Raw genomic sequence first — 20,937 nt, 5'->3', positions numbered from 1 at the left:
TGCCCGATCACACGTTTCACTCATGGATCTTGGGCTCTCGAATTGAACCCTACGTCAACCTGTCAAGCGAGGACACTCCCGGAAGAGTGACCTGGATCCGGCAGCCCCGAGGGGATTCGGCCACACCGATCCGGCCGCCGTGCAGATCCACCGCCCAGCGGGCGATCGCGAGCCCCAGGCCCGTACCGCCGTCGCTGCCCGGACCGTGCGGGGCGACGACCCCGCCGCGGTTGAACCGCTCGAAGACCCGGTGCCACTCCGAGCGCGGGATGCCCGGACCCTCGTCCAGGACCTCCAGGTCCAGCGACTCGGGACTGTCGCCGCGCCGGGCCTTCACCGTGACCCGGCCGTGCGGCGGGCTGTGCTTGACCGCGTTGTCGATGAGGTTGGCGACGACCTGGTGCATCCGCTCCGGGTCCGCGTGCGCGGTCAGCTCGGGCGGCGAGACGTCGAGGTGCAGATGGACGTCCGTACGTGTGTGGCTGCCGGAGCCCGAGGCGATGCCCGCGCGCGCGGAGGCCACCATGTTGGCCTCCTTCAGGACGCCGGACAGGTACGGCCACACCTCGAAGCGGCGCTGGCGCAGCGGTACGACGCCGTTGTCCAGGCGGGAGAGGTCGAGGAGCGTCTCCACGAGCCGCCCCAGTCGCTCGGTCTGCTTCAGGGCCGTACGCATCGTCTCGGGGTCGGCGGCGGAGACACCGTCCACCACGTTCTCCAGGACCGCGCGCAGGCCCGCGATCGGGGTGCGCAGCTCGTGGGAGACGTTCGCCACGAGTTCCTTGCGCTGGCGCTCCTGGGCCTCCAGGTCGTCGGCCATGCGGTTGATCGTCTGGGCCAGGTCGCCCAACTCGTCGCGGCGGTCGGCGCCCTTGACCCGGCGGGTGTAGTCGCCGTGCGAGATACCGCGGGCCACCGTGTTCATCTCGTCCAGCGGGGCGGTCAGCGAGTGCGCCACGAACTGCGTGATCAGCAGCGTCGCGATCATCGAGAAGACCGTGATGAAGCGCAGCTCGGTCTCGGTGCGCACCGCGATCATCAGCAGACCGGTGGTGATGAAGACCGAGACGACGACCAGCGTGCCGAGTTTCGTCTTGATCGAGAAGGGGCGCATGTCGCCCCACCAGGTGCCCGTCGCCGATCCCGCCGCGGCAGCCGATCCCGCCGCGGAAGCGGACGTCGCCGCGGACGCGGAAGCCGTCCCGGGGGCCGACGCCGACCCGGACGCCGCACTCGAGTCCGGTGCCGGACTGAGCCCGGACACCGAGCCCGAACCGAACGCCGGGCTCGGTCCGTTGGGGGACGGCGCACCCGGGCCGGCCGTCCATCCCGGACCGAAGTCGGTGAACGCGTCCGTGTCGCCGTACGCACCTGTGTCGCCGTACGCACCTGTGTCGGCATACGCACCTGTGTCGGCATACGCACTCGTACCCGAGGCGGTGTACGTACCCGTCCCCGAGTCGGCGTGCGGACCCGTCCCCGAGCGCCTGCCCGAGACCGGGCCCGAGTCGGAGTGCCTGTGCCGAGCCGTGCGGGATCCCGCACCGCCCAGCACGCTCCTGCGCCACGCACCGAGACCGCTCATGACACCGCCCCCTCAACCAGGGTGCCCGACTCTAAGGCGTCGGGGTCTCCAGGGCGTAGCCCACCCCGTGCACCGTACGGATACGCTCGGCGCCGATCTTCCGGCGCAGCGCCTTGATGTGGCTGTCCACGGTCCGGGTGCCGGACGCGTCGGCCCAGTCCCAGACCTCGGCCAGCAGCTGCTCGCGCGAGAGCACCGCGCGCGGCGTGTTCGCGAGGCAGACCAGCAGGTCGAACTCGGTGGGTGTGAGGTGCACGTCCTCGGAGCGCACCCGCACCCGACGCTGCGCGTGGTCGATCTCCAGCTCGCCGAGCCGCAGGATGCCGGAGCGCGGCGTGGACGCGGCCAGCGCGGCCCGCTCCACCCGGCGCAGCAGCACGTGCACGCGCGCCGCCAGCTCGCGCATCGAGAACGGCTTCGTCATGTAGTCGTCGGCGCCCACGCCGAGCCCGACCAGCATGTCCGTCTCGTCGTCGCGCGCGGTGAGCATCAGTACCGGCACCGGACGGGCCGCCTGCACCCGGCGGCAGACCTCCAGGCCGTCGAAGCCGGGCAGCATGATGTCGAGAATCAGCAGGTCGGGCTGCCAGGCCTCGGCCGTGTCGACGGCGGCCGGTCCGTCACCCGCTGTTTGCACGAGGAATCCCTCGGCACGAAGGCGGGCGGCGATGGCGTCCACGATCGTCGGGTCGTCCTCGACCACCAGCACCCGGCGCTGAGCGCCCGGCGTGGCCGCCGTGCCGTTGTGCGAGGTGTGTGTCTGCTCCATCGCCCGCCCTTGAGTGTGCTTTCCGGAATCAGTGGGGTGATTCCATGACTGCGCTTGACGCTTGAATGATCGGCGTCAGGTCAGCAGAGTACGGGCAGTTACCACCGCTCGGCTATCCAGGCCCGATCCCGAGGTGAACGACGTCCGGAACGCCCCGGGCAACCGGGATCTCTTCGGTACGCACCTGTCGGAATCCGGCATTTCTCAAGGTTCTTGCGAAATCAGGCGAAGGTCGGGCCGACCACACCGCCAGTACCCCGCCGGGCCTCAACACCCTTGCGCACGCGGCGAGTCCGGACTCCGAGTAGAGCGATTCGTTGCCCTCCGTGACGGTCCACTCGGGGCCGTTGTCGATATCGAGGCACAGCGCGTCGTACGTGTCGGACGTCTCATTGACGTATGCGACGAGATCGGCCGCGATGATCTCCGTACGCGGATCCGCGAGGGCACGCGACGACAGTTCGGCGAGCGGCCCGGAGCGGTGCCAGTCGATGACCGCCGTCTCCCGTTCGACGACGGCGATCCGGCCCCAGCGCGGTTCGTCGGCCGCGTGTGCGAGCGAGAAGCCGACGCCCAGGCCGCCGATCAGTACGTCGGGACCGGGCCGTCCGTCCAGCGCGCCGAGCGCGGCGTCGACCAGCCGTCTCTCCGAGCGGCCGTCGGAAGTGTCCATGAGGAAACAGCCGTTGGCGATGATCTGGAGCAGCCCGCCGTGGCGCCGGAGCACGACCTCGCCGTACGGCCCCTCGCGACGGTCGATGACTTCTGGAGCGCCGGAAGGGGTGTCGTAAGGCGTGTCGTACGAGGTGGTCATGCGGTCATCCTGGCAAGTTCCCTCCGCGGGTGCCGCTGAATTGCGCCGGGCCGCACTGCCCAGGAGAGTTATGAGGGTTGGCTGTGAATCGGCTGTTTCGTGGTGCCGGTCACAGACAGCCTGGTCGCGGGGGGCCGAGGGTTGGGGGTGACGGAAGGAGTCCCACGGTGAACAGCCCTGTGACGAGCGGCGCGGAGGCGACGACTCCCACCGGCCCCGCAGCCGATCGGGACACCCCTTCCGCGGTCGATCCGGACGTCGCTCCCGCCCCCGGGCTCGACGGCATCCCGCGGCAGCGGACCGTCGCCGTCGAGGGCGTGTACGTCGCCGCTGCCGGGAGCGCGCCCGTCGCGGCCGGACCCGCCGAATCCCTGCCCCTTCCCTCGCGCCTTCGCCGCGTCCGGCCCTCGCGCCTTCGCCGCGTCCGGCCCTGGCGGCTGCTGCCCACACCCACCGGAACTCCCTTCACCTTCGGGTACGCCGTCGTCCTCGCGATGACCTCTCTCTTCGCCGAGTACGGAGACCCGCATCTGGTGTCCCAGGTGCTCCAGGGGTCCAGTACCGATGTGGTGCACCTGGTGCAGTCCCCGGTGAGCGTGCTGGTCGCCAGCGCGCTGTGGATCGCGGGCGGCCTCACGTCGGTGTTCGTCATCGCCTTCCTGCTGGTGCTCACCGCGTTGGAGCGGCGGATCGGCGGGTGGCGTACGGCGGGCGTCTTCCTGCTGGGGCACATCCTGGCGACGCTGGCCACCGAGGTCCCCATCGGCCTCTCCGTCCTCGCCGGGCACCTCCCGGGGAGTTCGCTCCAGCGCTACGACTACGGCATCAGCTTCGGTGTCGCCGCGAGCATCGGCGCGCTGGCCGGGCTCCTGACGCCGTGGCTGCGCTGGGCCCTGCTCGGTGTGTTCGGCTGGATGGTCCTCGGCGACCTGATCGCGTTCACGGATCCGATGACGAACTGGGGGCATCTGATGGCGCTGGCCATCGGGGTGGCCACCTGGCCGCTCGTGCGCCGGGCCCGACGGGACCGGCCTGCGGAGGCGCGGGTTCCTATGTGAGTTTCGTCACCTTTCCGGGGTGGTCGGCTCCAGGACGGTGGCAGGGAGCCCGGAGACCCCTCGTACGGCACGGGCCTGCCCGTGAACGCGTCGAGCGGCCGCGATCGGGCACAGCTTCCAGACCGCTTGGGGCCAGGAGGTCGGCCGCTCGCTGACCGCCTTCGATCACTGGACGTATTCGGACAGACCCGCCTGGCGGAGCGGGAGGGTCGTGGACAGGCGCAGGTCGCCGGACGACGCACCGACAAAGATCTCTATGTCGCCCTTCGCTCGTGCCCAGTCGTGTGCGTCGACGTCCCAGTAGGAGGCTGCCCGCGCGGGGATGGTGAGGTGGACCCGCTCGGATTGGCCGGGGGCGATCCGCACCTTGCGGTAGGCGGCGAGTCGGCGCGGCGGCGTGGGCACGGGCGCGGGTAGCCGCCCGAGGTAGACCTGGATCACCTCCGACCCGTGACGGGCGCCGGTGTTGGTGACGGTCACCGTCAGATCCGCGAGGTCGTCTGGGCCGCCGGGACTGATCTCGAGGTCGTCGTAAGCGAACGTGGTGTAGGAGAGGCCGTGCCCGAACGGGAACAGGGGGTCCAGCCCGTGCTGGGCATAACCCTGATAGCCGACGAAGACGCCATCGGCATACTCGACCTGGCCACCGGTTCCCGGATATTGCCGTGGGTCCGTGACGGGGGTGTGGGCGAGGTCTCTGGGAAAGGTCAGGGGCAGCCGACCGCCGGGTTCGGTGTCGCCGAAGAGGACGCGTGCGAGGGCCTCACCCTGGGCCTGCCCGGGGTACCAGGCATGGAGGACGGCGGCTGCCTCGTCGATCCACGCGCTCATGTCAACGGGCGCGCCGGTCATCACGGCGACCACCGTGCGCGGGTTGGCGGCGACGACCGCGCGGACGAGGTCATCCTGTCCGTTCGGCAGGTGCAGGTGAGGTCGGTCGGCATGTTCGGACTCGTAGTCCCGAACGACCACTACGGCGACGTCGGCGGCGGCGGCCGACGCCGCCGCCGACGCGATGGCCGGCGAGACGACGCCCGCGGGTGGGCGCCAGCCGAGGCGGACCTGCGCCCCGGTGAGGAAGCCCTGCTCGGGTGAGCCGGCGGCGTAGTCCATTCGCAGCCGGTAGCGCGTTCCGGCGACGAGCGGGACCTCGACGTCGTGTATCTCGGGCTGGGTGGTACTTCCCTGCAGTGTCAACTGCCCGTAGGGGTACAGCGGTTCGGCTGCCCGGGTGGCGCTCTCGCCACCGACAGGCTCGCCGGAGCTGATCAGGACTCTGTCGTCGAGCGACAGCTCGAAAGTCCCCAGAGCGGTGACCGACAGGGAGTACGTGCCGCTGGCCGGCACGCTGAGGTCGCCCGTCCAGCGCACCGAGATCTGACCGTTGAGGTCGCCGGGAAGCTTGTCGACCCGAGCAGAGGAGGCGTTGAAGCCCTCGAAGTTGAAGAATCCGACGTTGAGGTCGATCTGAGGGTCGACGCGCTCCAGGAACGGGTCACCGGAGAACGTGGGATTGGTCCAGTACTGGGCACGCAGCCCGTGCTGCGCCGGCTCGGCGCCGCCGTCGGGGGACAGCAGGTCCGACGGCAACGGGTCGGGTCCCGGCAGGAGCGCCGCGGGGGTGACCCCGTCTGTTCCGTAGGCCCAGTCTGCCCGAACGTCGTCGCCGAGGCGATGGAGGATCGCCTTCAGCGGGCTGACCTGATGTATCGGCTTGACCAGCGAGCTGCCGCCGCCCTGTGCGGAAGCCGCGTCGATGTCGGGGCCGATGATCGCGATCGAGCTCAGCGCTGAGGTGTCGAGCGGAAGCAGGCCGTTGTTGCGCAGCAGCACGGTCCCCTCCTCCGCGACCTGGAGGGCCACCGCGTGGTGTGTCTCCACGGGGAACGGCGCGATGGAAGGGCGCCGGTCCAGCTGTCCCAGGCCGACCAGAGGGGTAAGGATGCGGCGGACCATCGTGTCGAGGACCGTGGGGTCCACCCGGCCGTCGCGGACGGCCTCGGCCAACTGCTCGCCCCAGTGACCGGCGGCCGGCTGCTCCTGGTCGAGACCCGCGTTGGCGGAGGCGGCGGTGCTGTGGTTCGCGCCGTAGTCGCTCATCACCCAGCCGCGGAAACCGAACTGCTCGCGCAGGATCGTGCTGAGCAGTTCGGTGTTCTCGCAGGCGTGGTCGCCGTTGATCCGGTTGAAGGCGGCCATCACCGAGGCGACCTCGCCGTCGCGAACGAGCGCTTCGAACGGCGGCAGGTAGATCTCCATCAGGGTTCGCTCGTCGATGACGGCGTCGATGGTGGCGCGCTGGTACTCCTGGTTGTTGACGGCGAAGTGCTTGGCGCAGGCCTGGACGGGGTGCGACTGGATGCCGCGTGCCACGGCAACGCCCATGTCCGAGGTCAGGAGGGGATCCTCGCCGAAGGACTCGAAGGTGCGTCCGGCGAGCGGTACGCGTGCGATGTCGACGGCCGGAGCGAGCGAGACGTTGTGGTCGGAGGCGAGGCACTCGGCGCCGATCACGGCGCCGAAGCGATGCGCCAGCCCAGGATCCCAGGTCGCCGCCAGCGCAATCGGTGCCGGCAGCGACGTGGCCCGGCCATCGTGAACATCCGCGCGGTTGATCCGGACTCCTGCGGGACCGTCCGCCATCTGCAGCGCGGGAATGCCCAGCCGCTCCAGCGGCGCGCTGTAGAAGCCGTAGTCGAAGTTGAGGTCACCGGTGACGAAGGCGACCTTCTCCTCGACGGTCATGGCCGAGACGAGTGTCCCGACAAGTTTCTCGACTCGGCTGTCGGCCCAGCTCGGGTTGTTGTGACTGTTCATGACCGCGGCTACCGCACCTTTCGGATGGGGATGATGGCCAGTGCGCCGATCGCGGCGAAGATGCCTGCCGCGCTGAAGAGCGAGACGAAGTTCGCCGGCCCGCCGATCGCCAGGAACAAAGGTGCGACAGAGGGTGCGAGGGACTGGGGGCCGGCGCTGGCGATGTTGAACACCCCGAGGTCGCGAGCCGCCGTCTCCTGACTGGGCAGCACGTCGGTGACCAGGGCCAGGTCGACAGCGATGTAGATGCCTTGGCCGACGCCGGAGATCGCCATTCCGATCAGGAACGTGTCGTAGTCCGGGGAGAAGGCGATGACCGCCAGGGCGACCGCATAGATCACTGCGGCGACGAAGACGAACGCCTTGCGCCGTCGCATGCGGTCGGAGACCGGGCCGGCGATGAAGCTCACCACGATCAGCACCGCGGACTGCACGAGGGTGGCGCGGAAGACCAGGTCGCCGATCTGGCTCTCCGCGACGTCGAGGTGCTCCAGCAGGTAGGGCACCTGGTAGGTGAGCAAGAACGACAGGCCCATGAAGAGCAGGAAGCGGCTCAGCCAGGCCCAGGAGAAATCAGGAGCCTTGCGGGGGCTGACGTAGAAGCTGCGCGCGAACTCGCCAAAGGTGTATCTCGCTACGCTGCCCTTCGCGATCCGCTTGTCCGGAAGAACCGCGACCAGCAGGATCATGAGTACGGTGGCGATCAGCCCGGGCACGAGAAACTTCAGGAACGCGCCTTCGACCCCCGCGACGATGTACGTGCCCACGATCGCAGCCACCGGGATGCCCACACCGAGGTACGCCGACGCGAGGCCCCGCTGACTGACCGGCACTTGATCGGGCAGCACGGCGACCAGTGCCGCAAGCGCGGCGTTGAACGAGACCTGGGTGATGGACCAACCCACCAGCAGCAGGCCCACGCTCGACGCGGTCGCGACGACGGCGAGCCCGATCAGCGCACCGATCACGCCGCCGATCAGCCACGGCCGTCGCCGGCCGAACCGGCTGGTGGTCCGGTCACTCAGCTTTCCGAAGAGAGGGTTGCCGACCAGGGCGAACACCGCGCCGACCCCGAGCACGAGCGACAGGTTGCCGGAGAGGCTGTCCTTGCCGAATTCGGTCAGCTTGAGCGCCATTGTGACGATGACCGGGGTCAGCAGACCCAGGAAGATCCCCATGTAGGCCAAGGCCAGGATGATCAGGAACCCCATCCCCACGCGCTCGGTGGGCTCGGTAGGGGTTTCGGTGGTGTACGGCGCGGTTTGGGACATCTGCACACGCTCCTCGGGACAAGGACATCGCGAGATCTGAGCCACACGTGTTTCCGACTCATTACCGACTCGTGTCACTGACACGAGTCAGTAGCGAGACCGTACGGGAGTAACCCTCGGGCCCACAAGGGTCGGGGAGTCGAAAATCACGAGGGATTACGGGTCGCGCGCTCGCGCGGAGATTACGCGCTGTGACGCGTGATGAGCTCGACGGTCCCCGCCGGCGTCGGAACCGCTGCCGGTACGCCGTTGGTCGCCGCCACGACGAGATCCGCCAAGCGCTCGGCGTAGCCGGCGAAGTCGGCACGCACCGTCGTCAGGGGCGGATCCGCGAACACGGCCGTCGGGATGTCGTCGACACCGATCACGGCGAGCTTTGTGGGCACCGCCATGCCGAGCGACCTGGCGGCAGCGAGCAGCCCGATCGCGGTCTCGTCGTTGTAAGCGCAGACGGCGGTGATGGAGGGCTCCGCCCCGGTCCAGGCCGAGGCCGCCAATGCCGCGGAGTCGACGTCCAGAGCCACCGTCCGGACGTCCGGCTCCGGGAGGCCGGCGGCTCGGCATGCCTCGCGGACCCCTGCGAGCCGTGGCTCGGCGAACCTGCGCAGGCGCTCGTCCGCCGGATACGCGAAACCGATTCGTGTGTGCCCCGTGGCAATCAGATACTCCGCCTGCACCGTGCCGAACTGCAGGTTGGGCAAGGTAATCCCGGCCAAGCCGTCATCGACGGGCTCGTAGACGACCTCCGCCACGGGAATGCCGAGATCGCGCACGTCGGCCAGGTCGGCGGCCCCGAGGGCATCCAGACTGACGATCGCCGCTGGGGCGATGGCCTGCCAAACCTCACGCAGCGGCTGTTCGTGAGGGGTGGTCGGGTGTATCACGAACGTGAACCCGTGCCGACCGAACGCGGTGGACAGCGTGGGAAGAAAGGAGCCCAGGGTGTGGCCGACAGGGAAGTCCGGCATGAGGCACAGCACCAAGTCCGTCCGGCCACGCCGCAAAGCTCGCGCCGCCGCGGACGGGCGGTACCCGAGTTGCTCCGCCGCCTCGAGAACACGCCGACGGGTGGGCTCGGAGATTTTCTGGTGCGGGTGGTTGTTCATCACGTAGCTCACGGTGGAACGAGCGACCCCGGCGACACGCGCCACATCAGCGCTCGTGCTTCGTCGCTCGTGCTCCGGCACCCAAACTCCCATGATCTTCCGCCCTCGGCCCTCCGAGTCTACGAGCGCCCCGACTCGGCCAGGCCTCGCCCTTCGGCTGTACGGGGCGATGGCTGGAGTTTGAGCAGCTCAGCGCACGCGTTGAGTGGAGAGTTCACCCGAGTGTTCGTGCGCCCGACCTGTCGGCGGACGAACGAATGGACCAAGAATGTTACCTGCCGCACCATGCGATCGGATCCTGGCCGCCGCCGGGCAGAACGGCGAGCGGCGCCGCCAGGCCACCCACCCGGCTGGGCGTCGGCAATTTCCGGCAGGCCGGGAAGGCTGACGGCGGGCTGGTCGGCATCCGGCGGGCCGATCCAGACGCTGTGGCGGGTGCGGACGTAGCGGTGGTGCGGCAGCGGCGGCACCGACACATCCGCCGTCAGCTCGTGCGACCACAGCAGGTGGAACAGCACCGGCAGCACCCTGATCGGGTCCCCGAGAGCCGAGGCCTCGCCCATCACTGGCTGTGGCTCGGCGAACGCCGCCGGCAGCTCGGAGGCCACGGGTTCCAGCCGGTGGCGGGGCTGGCGGTAGCCCGCCGGCCGGCGCACATTACGCACAACGATCGCGTCCGGCACCCCCACCAGCCGGAACTCCCGCCCAACCTGGGCGCAGGCTGCCTGCGTCGCCTCGAACCTCAACACGTCCCGGGGCTTGCGCCGATCAGCCGGACGGCAGTCGACCACCAGCGCCGTGCCGTTCTCGCGGCGGGCGAAGTAGTCCGGCGCGTGCGGGACGCCCTTGTCCGCATCCGACCACCAGAACAGCCAGAACGGCTGAGACGAGATCCCCACCACCGACGGGTCGGAGTCCAGGAGCATCACATGGTCGCGCTCCAGCCAGGACTCGTATCCGATGTGCCCCGCCCACTGCGGACGACCACCACAGGCCCGGCAGATGCCGCTGGCCCTTGTACGACTTGAACGTGCGTACCGGCGCCAGGTCCTCGAACCGCACTGCCCGGGCATCACCGGCGAATGATCGCTCATAGCGAACACCCTTCCGGGAACATGAGGGGGCTCAAGTGCATTGAGTGGGTGTAGCTCAACTTGCTTGTCGAGGGGAAGATCATGGCTTTGACATCCGCACCGCTCACTCTGCCCGTGCTGCCGCTCGACGACGAGGTCGTGCTGCCCGGCATGGTGGTGCCTCTGGACCTCAACGACACCGATGTACGGGCTGCGGTGGAGGCGGCACAGGCCGCCGCGCGTTCCAGTGGGACCAGCAAGCCGAGGGTGCTGCTTGTTCCACGGATCGACGGGACGTACGCGAACACGGGGGTGCTCGGCACCGTCGAGCAGGTGGGACGCCTCGCCGACGGCGACCCCGGCGCCCTGATCCGCGGCCGCGGCCGGGTGCGCGTCGGCGCCGGTACGACCGGCCCCGGAGCCGCTCTGTGGGTGGAGGGCGTCCAGGTCGAGGAGACCGTGCCCGATCCGCTGCCCGGCGCCGTGACCGAACTGGTCAAGGAGTACAAGGCGCTGGCCACCAACTGGCTGAAGAAGCGCGCCGCCTGGCAGGTCGTGGACCGCGTCCAGGCCATTGACGACGTGTCCGCGCTCGCCGACAACTCCGGCTACTCACCGTTCCTGACGACCGCCCAGAAGGTCGAGCTCCTGGAGACATCCGACCCGGTGGCCCGGCTGAAGCTCGCCACCGAGCAGCTGCGCGAGCACCTCGCCGAGCAGGATGTCGCCGAGTCCATCGCCAAGGACGTACAGGAAGGCGTGGACAAGCAGCAGCGGGAGTTCCTGCTGCGGCGCCAGCTGGAGGCCGTCCGCAAGGAGCTGCGCGAGCTGAACGGCGAGGCGGAGGGCGAGGAGTCCGACGACTACCGGACCCGCGTCGAGGCCGCCGACCTTCCCGAGAAGGTCCGCGAGGCCGCGCTCAAGGAGGTCGAGAAGCTGGAGCGCTCCAGCGACCAGTCGCCCGAGGGCTCCTGGATCCGCACCTGGCTCGACACGGTGCTCGAACTGCCGTGGAACGAGCGGACGGAGGACGAGTACGACATCCAGGGCGCCAAGGCCATCCTGGACGCCGAGCACGCCGGTCTGGAGGACGTGAAGGAGCGGATCACCGAGTACCTGGCGGTGCGCAAGCGACGCAACGACCGGGGTCTGGGTGTCGTGGGCGGCCGCCGCGGCGGCGCAGTGCTCGCGCTCGTCGGACCTCCCGGCGTCGGCAAGACCAGCCTCGGCGAGTCCGTCGCGCACGCCATGGGCCGCAAGTTCGTCCGGGTCGCCCTGGGCGGCGTACGGGACGAGGCGGAGATCCGCGGCCACCGGCGTACGTACGTCGGCGCGCTGCCCGGCCGGGTCGTGCGGGCCATCAAAGAGGCCGGGTCCATGAACCCGGTGGTCCTGCTGGACGAGATCGACAAGGTCGGCTCCGACTACCGCGGCGACCCGGCCGCGGCCCTGCTCGAAGTCCTCGACCCCGCGCAGAACCACACCTTCCGGGACCACTACCTGGAGGTCGAACTCGACCTGAGCGACGTGGTGTTCCTCGCCACGGCGAACGTGCTCGAAGCCATCCCGGAGGCGCTGCTCGACCGTATGGAACTCGTGCGGCTCGACGGCTACACCGAGGACGAGAAGGTCGTCATCGCCCGGGACCACCTGCTGCCGCGTCAGCTGGAGCGGGCCGGTCTGGAGAAGGCCGAAGTCACCCTGGACGAGAGCGCGTTGCGCAAGCTGGCCGGCGAGTACACGCGGGAGGCGGGCGTCCGCAACCTGGAGCGGTCCGTCGCACGGCTGCTCCGCAAGGTGGCGGCACAGCACGAACTCGGCGAGCGGGAACTGCCGTTCACGGTCGGCGCCGACGATCTGCGCGCGCTGATCGGACGGCCGCACCACGTGCCCGAGTCCGCCACGGACCCGGCCGAGCGCCGCACCGCGGTGCCGGGCGTGGCGACGGGCCTCGCGGTCACGGGCGCGGGCGGTGACGTCCTCTTCGTGGAGGCGTCGCTGGCCGACCCGGAGACGGGCGCGGCGGGTCTGACCCTCACCGGTCAGCTCGGTGACGTCATGAAGGAGTCGGCGCAGATCGCGCTCTCCTTCCTGCGGAGCCACGGAGCCGAGCTCGAACTGCCGGTGGGCGACCTGAAGGACCGGGGCGTGCACATCCACTTCCCGGCCGGCGCGGTCCCGAAGGACGGCCCGAGCGCCGGCGTCACCATGACGACGGCCCTCGCCTCGCTCCTGTCCGGCCGCCTCGTCCGCACGGACGTGGCCATGACGGGCGAGGTCTCGCTCACCGGCCGGGTCCTCCCGATCGGCGGCGTGAAGCAGAAGCTGCTCGCCGCGCACCGGGCCGGGGTCACGACGGTCGTGATCCCGAAGCGCAACGAGCCCGACCTGGACGACGTCCCGGCCGAGGTCCTGGACAAGCTCGACGTCCACGCGGTCACGGACGTCCGCCAGGTCCTGGAACTGGCGCTCGCCCCGGCGACGAACGGCGCGGCGACGGAGGTTCCGGTGGCGGCGTGACGGACGTCCACCGGTAACGCAAGGCCCGGGTCCCTCTTCATGAGGGGCTCGGGCCTTCCGCGTACGTACGTCTTCCGAGTACGGATGCGCGGGGCATTGCCGTGCGCGGGTCAGCCGTTGGCCAGCGCCACCACCCGGTCCAGTGCCCCGCTGCTGTGTCTTCCCGGGGGACAACCCCCGGACCCCCGGCCGGGAGCGCTGTTCTCGCTAGCCATTTGCCAGCGCCACCACCCGGTCCAGGGCCCCGTTGAACTTGTTGTGGTCGCCGACCGTCGGGCCGGAGGAGGTGTACTGCCACATCGTGTAGTAGCTCCAGCCCGCCGGGAGTGTGCCCACCGCCGAGGCGTAGCGGGCGATCCAGAGCGGGTTGGCGGAGGCGAAGCCGGCGTAGTCGCCGGTGCACTGGGTCCACCAGCTGGTGGCCGTGTAGATGACGGCGTCACGGCCGGTGCGGGCCTTGTACTGGTTCAGGAAGTCGCGGATCCAGGTGACCATCGCACTCTGCGTCTTGCCGAAGCAGGCATCGCCGTACGGGTTCCACTCGATGTCCAGGGCGCCGGGCAGGGTCCTGCCGTCCTTGGACCAGCCGCCTCCGTGGTCCACGAAGTAGTTGGCCTGGGTGGCACCGCCCGTCGTGTCGGGGGTCGCGAAGTGGTACGCGCCACGGATCATCCCGACGTCGTACGAGCCGTTGTACTGCTGGGCGAAGTAGGGATTCGTGTAGTACGTCCCCTCGGTGGCCTTCGCATAGGCCCACTTGACCCCGCTGCTCCACAGGGTCGGCCAGGCGACGTTGCCCTGGTGGCTGCTGACGTCCACGCCCTCCGTCTGCGTGGCGCGGGCGGCCGGCAGACCGCCCTGGCCGTCGTGCGGGATGACGCCCATCCCCATGTAGGCGGAGCCCCGGGGAGGGTCGTCGGTCGCCTGGGCGGGGGCGGCGAGGGGGAGGGAGAAGAGGAGCGAGAGGAGGAGGGAGGGGAGGGCGAGCAGGATTCCTGTCGCGGAGAGCCGCGTCCTGCGCTGGGCGTGCGGGCCGTGGTGGCCGCGCGACCGTTGGGCCGTTCCGGGTCTGTGCACGGGCATGGCGTGCCTCCGAAGGCTCGGTGGTGCTCGGTGGTGCTCCGTGGGGGTCCGTGGTGCTGGGCGGTACCAGGTAGTACTGGGTGATGTATTTGTACGTGCTGGTGGGGCCGGGCCACCGTTGACCCGCCGGACTCTGTGGCGAAGGAGTGATGGCGTGGGCATGCCACTGGAGCTGGCCAACGAAGCTACGCAGCGGGGCGGCGGGGTAGGAAGAGGGTCCGGAGGCTGCCGTTGGTCTATTCCTGCGAAATACTGGCCCAGCTGCGGCAATGGCGGCGTTTGGTGGAAACTTTCACGATCGGGAAAACCGGGTCATGGGTGCTGACATGCACGAGGGCGGGAACGGCGAGGGGCACCGGACGGCATCCGGTGCCCCGGCGAGTGGTGTGGACCAGGGCGGGGCGAACCAGGAGTTCCTGGCTCTGGAACGCGAGCTGACCGTCCTGCTGCGGCGTGCCCGTGCCAACTCCGGTGAGATGGTCCGTGAGGTCCACCCCGACCTGGAGTCCTCCGCGTACGGCCTCCTCGTACGGCTGGAGGAACTCGGCCGGCAGCGGGCCACGGAGCTTGCCGCCTACATCGGCGTCGGCAAGGCCACGATGTCGCGGCAGCTGCGGGCCCTGGAGGAGATGGGTGTGGTCGCCCGCGAGCCGGATCCCGCGGATGGGCGGGCCTGGCTCGTGCACCTCACGGAGGAGGGGCGGGCGCGGTTTCGTGCGGTACGGGAGGCGCGGCGGGCGCGGTATGTGCGGGAGCTTGCCAGCTGGGACCGGGAGGAAGTGGCTGAGCTGGCTCGGTTGCTGCATCGGCTGAATCGGGGGGTTGAGAGGTGACGGGGGGCTGGGGAGGGTTGTGTGTTGTCCGCGGGTGCGTGGGGGCTGGTCGCGCAGTTCCCCGCGCCCCTGAAGGACAGGGGCGCGCCCAGGTCGCCGTAAGTCTGAACGGACCGCCCCGAATGGCTCGCCGCCCCGCGTAGGTCGCCGTCGAGCGGCTCACAGCTCTACGTACGCCACCGTCGATCGGCTCACAGCTCTACGTACGCCACCGTCGATCGGCTCAGAACTCCACGTACACCACCGTCGCGTCGTCATGTTGTTTCGAGCGGCCCAGGAACGCGCGCTTCGTATCCGCCCGTTCCAGCGCCCGTACGCGGTCGATCAGGGACTGGGCGCCCTCCTTGCGGACCAGGGCGAACAGGTCCGTCCAGTCGCCCTCCCGGAACTTTTCCACCCAGCGGGTCGCGCCGTCCGTCAGGGCGGTCAGGGCTCGGACCTCGGGGCGGGGGAAGGTGCCCGTCACCGCGCGTGCCGCCGCCGAAGGGTCCGCCGCCGCCGTGAAGAAGCCGCCCTCCTTGTTGCGGAGGGTCGCGTCCGTGGCGGAGTGGGAGGTCAGGGTGGCGCGGGGGACGCGGGAGAGGCGGTCGTCGAGGAGCGGGGTGACCACGCCGGCGGGGGATTCCACGAGGAGGGCGGAGTCCGAGAGGACCAGGTACTCGACGGATTCCGGGGACCAGCGGGCCAGCGCGACGGTTGCCTGTGGGGTGCGTGGGTGAGAAAGGTCACAGGTGGCTCGATGGGCGTCGGCGGTACGCGTGATGGCCTGCTCCAGCACCTGGGTCAGCGTCAGATCTCGTCGCGAAACGGACAGTTCGTGCAGGGATCCGCCGAGGCGGGCCGTGAACCAAGGGACGGAATGCAGACAGGCGTAGTCGGTGGACGGTGGTGTCACGCCGTCCAGGACGATGAGCGAACCGCCCTGTCCGGAGGCCGGAAGGCCGAGCGATGCGTAGTCCTCGTCGGGGCGGGCGGGGTCACCGGGTACCGAGATCAGTTCCGAGCGCATTCGGCCAGTCTGCACGAGGCTTTCACAAGCTTCGCCAAAGGCTGGCAACCGTCGGCGAATTGACACTGACCGGCAGGTCAGGCGCCTGCTTTGAGGGGGAATCACCGACTCCGTTGAAGCGTGGCGGCGCATCTTGCCACCGGTCGCTGTGGACGTCCAACCGGCCCGCCGCGCAAGGGTGTCGCACGCGCCACGGAGACTTGCCGGGCCGCTCCTCGGGGATGTTCACTCCTTCGTGTGGCGGGTCAGGTGATGCGCGACCACTGCCCACCGGCACTGGGAGGGTCGGGAGCCGTTACCGGGACGAAGCGCGAGTTGACGGATCGTCACCGGACCCATGGGGATCACGAGTCAAGAATGCGAGCACCGGTGCAGAAAACGCGGCCTCGGCGCAAAGGCAGGCAGTCGACCTCGGGTGAAGCCTCCGGGCACACGCCGAACTCACCGACCGCACAGCACACCTCGGACGCCGTGGGCCGCGGCCGTCCCCGGCACGTACGCAGTCGGCTGATCGTCGCCGTCGCCGTCGTGGCCGCCGCGATCGCCGGAGCCGGTAGCCCGTCCGTGATCGCCGCGTCGAGCGAGCTGAACGACTCGCAGAACCTGGTGACGCTCGCCGGGCGCACCAAGGACGCGCTGGCGCTCGCCCACTCGCTGGCCGACGAGCGCGACGAGGTCACCTCCTACATCGCGGCCGGCCGTCCCGACGGCCAGGGCCCCTCCGAGCGCCGCAGTGCCCGCGTCGACCGGCAGGTCGACGAACTCCGCGCGGAAGCCGTCGAGGCCGACGCGCCCGCCGCGTTCCGCAAGACCCTCGACGGCATCGCCGCCGTGCGCAGAGCGGCGCTCACCGGGAAGAGCACCGCTCTCGAAGCGCATCAGGCGTACTCCGCCGCCCTCACCGAACTCCACGGCCTCGCCGAGGAGTTGGCCGAGATGCTCCCGCCCCGCGCGGGCGCCGGCGCGCACGCCCTCGCCGACCTCGACACCGCGGTCCAGCAGGCCGCCGCGACCCGCGGCCTGCTCCTCGCGGCCCTGAACATCCCCGCCTCCACGCGGACCACCACCGACCCGATCACGGGTCTGCCCGAGACGAGCACCAGCTCGACGGCCGCCGACACCAAGCAGCGCGACGCGCTCACCGCCGCCGCCATGCAGGCCAACGTCCGCGAGCAGGCGGCGCTCGCCGGTTTCCGCGAGACCGGGCCGAAGGCCGACCGTGCCTCGTACGACTCCACGGTGACGGGCTCCGAGGTCGCCGCCGCCGAGAAGTACCTCGCGAGCCTCGCCGGGCGGCCCACCCTCTCCGACTCCCAACTCGACACCGACACCAAGAAGCTGGACGCCGCGCTCTCCGCCCGCATCGAGCAGATGCGCGGAGTCGAGGCCTCCCTCAACACCCAACGGGCCGAGGAACTCGCCCAGTTGCGGGACGACGACGTCACCGCGCTGGAGATCCGGATCGCGATCCTCGGCGCCCTGATGCTGCTCGCCGTCGGCGTCTCCACGGGTATGGCCCGTTCGCTCACCCGTCCGCTGGCCGTCCTGCGCCTCGGTTCGGCCCGCCTCGCCGCCGGACCGGCCACCGAGGCGCCGGTCAAGTTCACCGGCCGCAACGACGAGTTCGCCCAGGCCGTACGCTCCGTCAACGCGCTCCACGCGCATGCCGTCGCGGCCCACGAGCGGCTGACGACCCTGGAGAGCGACCGTAAGCACCTCGTCGGCCAGCGCCAGAAGATGGCCGACGAGCGCGACCGCCTCCGCTCCGAACTCGCCGACGCGGCCGCCCACTTGGAGCAGATCCGCACCAGCATCCACGGCACCTTCGTCAACCTCGCCCTGCGCACGCTCGGTCTCGTCGAGCGCCAACTCGGCGTCATCGAGGGCCTGGAGGAGCGCGAGCAGGACCCCGACCGGCTCGCCACGCTCTTCCGTCTCGACCACTTCGCCACCGTCATGCGCCGCCACACGGAGAACCTGCTGGTTCTCGCGGGCGCCGATCATGGCCACCAGCACCCCGGCCCGGTTCCGCTCGTCGACGTCGTCCGGGCCGCCGGCAGCGAGATCGAGCGGTACGAGCGGGTACGGATCGCCGCGCTGCCGCCGCACGCGCACCTCGCCGGGTTCGCCGCGGACGACATCAGTCACCTGGTGGCCGAACTCCTGGAGAACGCCTCGTCGTCCTCGCCGCCCGAGATGCCCGTCGAGGTCTCCGGCTGGCTCCTGGAGAGCGGCGAGGTCATGCTCTCCGTCCAGGACGAGGGCATCGGCATGACCGGCGACCGGCTCACCCAGCTGAACGCCCGCCTCTCGGACTTCGACCCCATGGACGCGTACGACCAGGAGAGCGGCGAGGGACTCGGGCTCGGCCTGTACGTGGTGGCCCGTCTCGCCCACCGGCACGGCGTACGGGTGCAGTTGCGCGAGCAGAAGCAGGGCGGCATCACCGCGGTCGTCGTCCTGCCCAAGGCGCTGTTCGCCGCCCCGCCCGCCGCCACCGTCCCCTCGTCGGCCATGGCCGGCGGCGCCTCCGCGCTGACCCTCCCGGGTGCGGACGCCGAGGTCAACTCCAACGTCCTGTACGCCCGCTCGGACCGCGACCCGCTGATCGCGGCGGCGGAGGACTCTTTGCGGGACTCCGGCGGGGCGGGCCCCGCCGAGAGTTCCGTACACGAGGACAACGAGGACCACGCAGGCCACGCAGGCCACGCGGACCACGCGGACCACGAGGACGCGAGCCCGGTGGGCGGGGTCGAAGAGGAGCAGTCCTCCCAGCCCGAAGACACGGCTGCCGCTGCTGAGCCCGTCGTCCCGCCCGAGGCCACCGGCCCCGAGACGACCATGGTGCTCATGGCACCGGTGCCCCCGGCCGAAGGCCCCTCGGAATCGTCCGAGCCCGCCGAAGCCGAAGCCGAAGTCCGCGAAGCAGAGGCCCGCGAAGCCGAGGTCCGCGAAGCGGATCCCCAGGGAGCGGAACCCCAGGCAGCGGGACCCCGCGAACCCGAAGCCGCCACCCCGTCCGTCACCATCCCCGCCCAGGCGAGCACCGATCCGTACGCCATCGGCCCCGACACCCACGAGCGCGTCCCCGACGAGCCGCCCAGGCGGCGGGCGGCGCACGAGCCGCACGTACCGCAGGCAGCCGGCGAGTCGAACGAGCCGAACGACTCGAACGAGCCGGTCACCGACAAGGGGCTGCCCAAGCGGACCCCGAAGATCTCCGCACCCGCGCCCGCGGCGAGGCCGCGCAGCGCGTCCGTGGACGCCGAGGCCCTGCGCCGCAGGCTCGGCGGATTCCACCAGGGCGCGAACAACGGCCGCCGTGATGTCGAAGCGGAGATCGCCGAACAGACGTCGGAGCTGGAGCCGTCCGCCGTGCATGCCGTAGAAACCCAGGGGGACACAGTCGAGGAGGCAAGCAGTTGATCTCGCCCAGTACCTTCGGACTGAGCACTGAGGCCCGCAATCTGCACTGGCTGCTGACGAACCTCGTCGAGGAGGTGCCGGGACTCCTGTCCGTCGCGGTGGTCTCCTCCGACGGCTTGTTGCTGCTCTCCTCCGACCCCGGGAGAAACGAGCAGGCGCGCCTCCGCAGCACGGAGAGGCCCAAGAGCCCCAGAGGTTCCGCGGCGGACCTCGCCACCATCGTGTCCGGCATCGGGAGCCTCGCCATCGGCGCCGCCAAGCTGATGGACGGCGGCGGCGTCAAGCAGACCATGGTCGCGATGGAGGACGGCGGCCTCTTCGTCATGTCGATCAGCGACGGCTCGCTGCTCGGTGTGCACGGCGCCCCGGACTGCGACATGAGCGTCGTCGCGTACCACATGGCGCTCTTCGTGGGCCGCGCCGGACACGTCCTGACCCCCGAACTCCGCAGCGAGCTGCGGCAGTCGATCGAGGCCACGACGATGGAGGCGGCCAAGTGAGCGACCTGAGCGGCACGCCCAGGCTCCCGGTCCGCGGCGGGGACAGAAAACCCGCCCGCGTACGCCCGTACTCGCTCACCGGCGGCCGTACGCGCTTCGGGCACGTCCTGCTCGTCGAGACGTTCGTCGCGGCGATCGAAGCTCCTGAGCAGCGGCGGGAGTTGGAGAATGGTTCCCTCTCCACCCGGGTGATGCCGGAGATGCGGGCCATCGTCGAACTCTGCCGCCGGATGCGGACGGTGGCCGAGGTCGCCGCCCTGCTGAAGATGCCGCTCGGCGTGGTCCGGGTGCTCCTCAGCGACCTGGCGGACCAGGGAAAGATCCGTGTGTACGGAACAGGTCACGGCCCGGGACAGCCGGACCGCGCTCTGCTGGAAAGGGTGCTGAGTGGACTCCGTCGTCTCTGACGCCTCCCGCGTCTCGGATTCCGCCCGATACGGGCAATTCGCCACGTCCTCCCAACTCATCGAGCCCGACGAGGAGTTGAAGGCCTGGCAGCAGGACCGTACGCGCGCCCCGATCGCCACGAAGATAGTGGTGGCCGGCGGCTTCGGCGTCGGCAAGACCACCCTCGTCACCGCCGTCTCGGAGATCACGCCCCTCCAGACGGAGGCGCTGATGACCGAGGCGAGCGAGGACACCGACGACCTCAGCTCGACCCCGGAGAAACTGACCACCACCGTGGCCATGGACTTCGGCCGCATCACACTCGACGACGACCTGGTCCTGTACCTGTTCGGCACACCGGGGCAGCAGCGGTTCTGGTTCATGTGGGACGACCTGGTGCGCGGGGCGATCGGCGCGGTGGTCCTCGCCGACACCCGCCGTCTGAAGGACTGCTTCCCGGCCCTCGACTACTTCGAGAGCTGCGGGCTGCCGTACGTCGTGGCCGTCAACCACTTCGACGGAAGCGAGAAGTACGAGCCGGAAGACGTACGCGAGGCCCTCACGATTCCGCCACACATACCTGTCATGATCATGGACGCGCGCCGCAGGTTCTCGGCGATCGAGACCCTGCTGGCCCTTGTCGGCCACGCACTCGAAGTCAGCCCGGAATAAGACCTACCCGGAAT

The 20,937-nt window shown here is 70.1% G+C and carries 16 protein-coding genes; 7 read left to right on the top strand and 9 right to left on the bottom strand.

Going from position 1 to position 20,937, the window contains the following annotated elements:
- Positions 1-49 precede the first annotated feature (49 nt).
- The 3 genes from OHA11_RS14380 to OHA11_RS14370 form a co-directional block, all read right to left on the bottom strand.
- Positions 50-1,114, bottom strand: coding sequence for an ATP-binding protein (locus OHA11_RS14380; RefSeq protein WP_266507173.1), 1,065 nt, complete (start codon positions 1,112-1,114; stop codon positions 50-52).
- Positions 1,115-1,616: 502 nt separating this feature from the next.
- Positions 1,617-2,354, bottom strand: coding sequence for a response regulator transcription factor (locus tag OHA11_RS14375; RefSeq protein WP_266496121.1), 738 nt, complete (start codon positions 2,352-2,354; stop codon positions 1,617-1,619).
- Between the two features lie 112 nt (positions 2,355-2,466).
- Positions 2,467-3,168 (bottom strand): spermidine synthase, encoded by a 702-nt coding sequence (locus OHA11_RS14370; RefSeq protein ID WP_266496119.1) that lies wholly within the window; start codon positions 3,166-3,168, stop codon positions 2,467-2,469.
- A gap of 167 nt (positions 3,169-3,335) precedes the next feature.
- Here OHA11_RS14370 and OHA11_RS14365 point away from each other — a divergent pair, with 167 nt between their 5' ends.
- Positions 3,336-4,226, top strand: coding sequence for a rhomboid-like protein (locus OHA11_RS14365; protein ID WP_323186563.1), 891 nt, complete (start codon positions 3,336-3,338; stop codon positions 4,224-4,226).
- Between the two features lie 165 nt (positions 4,227-4,391).
- Here the strand turns inward: OHA11_RS14365 and OHA11_RS14360 are convergent, their stop codons facing one another.
- From OHA11_RS14360 to OHA11_RS14345, 4 genes are all read right to left on the bottom strand, one after another.
- Entirely contained in the window at positions 4,392-7,043 is a 2,652-nt protein-coding gene (locus OHA11_RS14360) for a glycoside hydrolase family 3 C-terminal domain-containing protein (RefSeq protein ID WP_266496118.1), read from the bottom strand.
- 8 nt (positions 7,044-7,051) lie between these two features.
- Positions 7,052-8,359, bottom strand: a complete 1,308-nt coding sequence (locus OHA11_RS14355) for an MFS transporter (protein WP_266496116.1) — start codon at positions 8,357-8,359, stop codon at positions 7,052-7,054.
- Between the two features lie 137 nt (positions 8,360-8,496).
- On the bottom strand, positions 8,497-9,501 hold the full coding sequence (locus OHA11_RS14350) for a LacI family DNA-binding transcriptional regulator (RefSeq protein ID WP_266496114.1): 1,005 nt from the start codon (positions 9,499-9,501) through the stop codon (positions 8,497-8,499).
- Positions 9,502-9,539: 38 nt separating this feature from the next.
- Positions 9,540-10,346, bottom strand: a complete 807-nt coding sequence (locus OHA11_RS14345) for a TnsA-like heteromeric transposase endonuclease subunit (protein ID WP_266507169.1) — start codon at positions 10,344-10,346, stop codon at positions 9,540-9,542.
- 249 nt (positions 10,347-10,595) lie between these two features.
- Here OHA11_RS14345 and lon point away from each other — a divergent pair, with 249 nt between their 5' ends.
- Positions 10,596-13,013 (top strand): endopeptidase La, encoded by a 2,418-nt coding sequence (gene lon / locus OHA11_RS14340; protein WP_266496112.1) that lies wholly within the window; start codon positions 10,596-10,598, stop codon positions 13,011-13,013.
- A 207-nt stretch (positions 13,014-13,220) separates the two neighbouring features.
- Here the strand turns inward: lon and OHA11_RS14335 are convergent, their stop codons facing one another.
- The gene (locus OHA11_RS14335) at positions 13,221-14,096 is read right to left on the bottom strand and encodes a lysozyme (RefSeq protein ID WP_266496111.1); all 876 of its coding nucleotides are present in this window, start codon (positions 14,094-14,096) and stop codon (positions 13,221-13,223) included.
- A 326-nt stretch (positions 14,097-14,422) separates the two neighbouring features.
- On the opposite strand from OHA11_RS14335, the gene OHA11_RS14330 reads away from it, so the two are divergent.
- Complete coding sequence (locus tag OHA11_RS14330) at positions 14,423-14,929, top strand: MarR family winged helix-turn-helix transcriptional regulator (RefSeq protein ID WP_266507167.1); 507 nt, start codon at positions 14,423-14,425, stop codon at positions 14,927-14,929.
- A gap of 223 nt (positions 14,930-15,152) precedes the next feature.
- Here the strand turns inward: OHA11_RS14330 and OHA11_RS14325 are convergent, their stop codons facing one another.
- Positions 15,153-15,938 carry a protein phosphatase 2C domain-containing protein gene (locus OHA11_RS14325; protein ID WP_266496109.1) on the bottom strand — a complete coding sequence of 262 codons (786 nt, stop codon included), beginning with the start codon at positions 15,936-15,938 and terminating at the stop codon, positions 15,153-15,155.
- Positions 15,939-16,295: 357 nt separating this feature from the next.
- Here OHA11_RS14325 and OHA11_RS14320 point away from each other — a divergent pair, with 357 nt between their 5' ends.
- From OHA11_RS14320 to OHA11_RS14305, 4 genes are read left to right on the top strand one after another with little or no spacing between them, the layout of a single operon-like run.
- Complete coding sequence (locus OHA11_RS14320) at positions 16,296-19,364, top strand: nitrate- and nitrite sensing domain-containing protein (protein ID WP_323186562.1); 3,069 nt, start codon at positions 16,296-16,298, stop codon at positions 19,362-19,364.
- Positions 19,361-19,864 carry a roadblock/LC7 domain-containing protein gene (locus tag OHA11_RS14315; RefSeq protein WP_266496104.1) on the top strand — a complete coding sequence of 168 codons (504 nt, stop codon included), beginning with the start codon at positions 19,361-19,363 and terminating at the stop codon, positions 19,862-19,864. The genes OHA11_RS14320 and OHA11_RS14315 overlap by 4 nt, the downstream gene beginning before the upstream one ends.
- A gap of 5 nt (positions 19,865-19,869) precedes the next feature.
- Positions 19,870-20,271, top strand: coding sequence for a DUF742 domain-containing protein (locus tag OHA11_RS14310; protein WP_266507161.1), 402 nt, complete (start codon positions 19,870-19,872; stop codon positions 20,269-20,271).
- Between the two features lie 58 nt (positions 20,272-20,329).
- Positions 20,330-20,923 carry an ATP/GTP-binding protein gene (locus OHA11_RS14305; RefSeq protein WP_266507160.1) on the top strand — a complete coding sequence of 198 codons (594 nt, stop codon included), beginning with the start codon at positions 20,330-20,332 and terminating at the stop codon, positions 20,921-20,923.
- Positions 20,924-20,937 lie beyond the last annotated feature (14 nt).

Origin of the sequence: Streptomyces sp. NBC_00878 (assembly GCF_026341515.1) — a bacterium.
Classification (GTDB): Bacteria; Actinomycetota; Actinomycetes; order Streptomycetales; family Streptomycetaceae; genus Streptomyces.
Note: the sequence above shows the minus strand (reverse complement) of the source record. Positions and strands in the feature narration are given on the sequence as shown.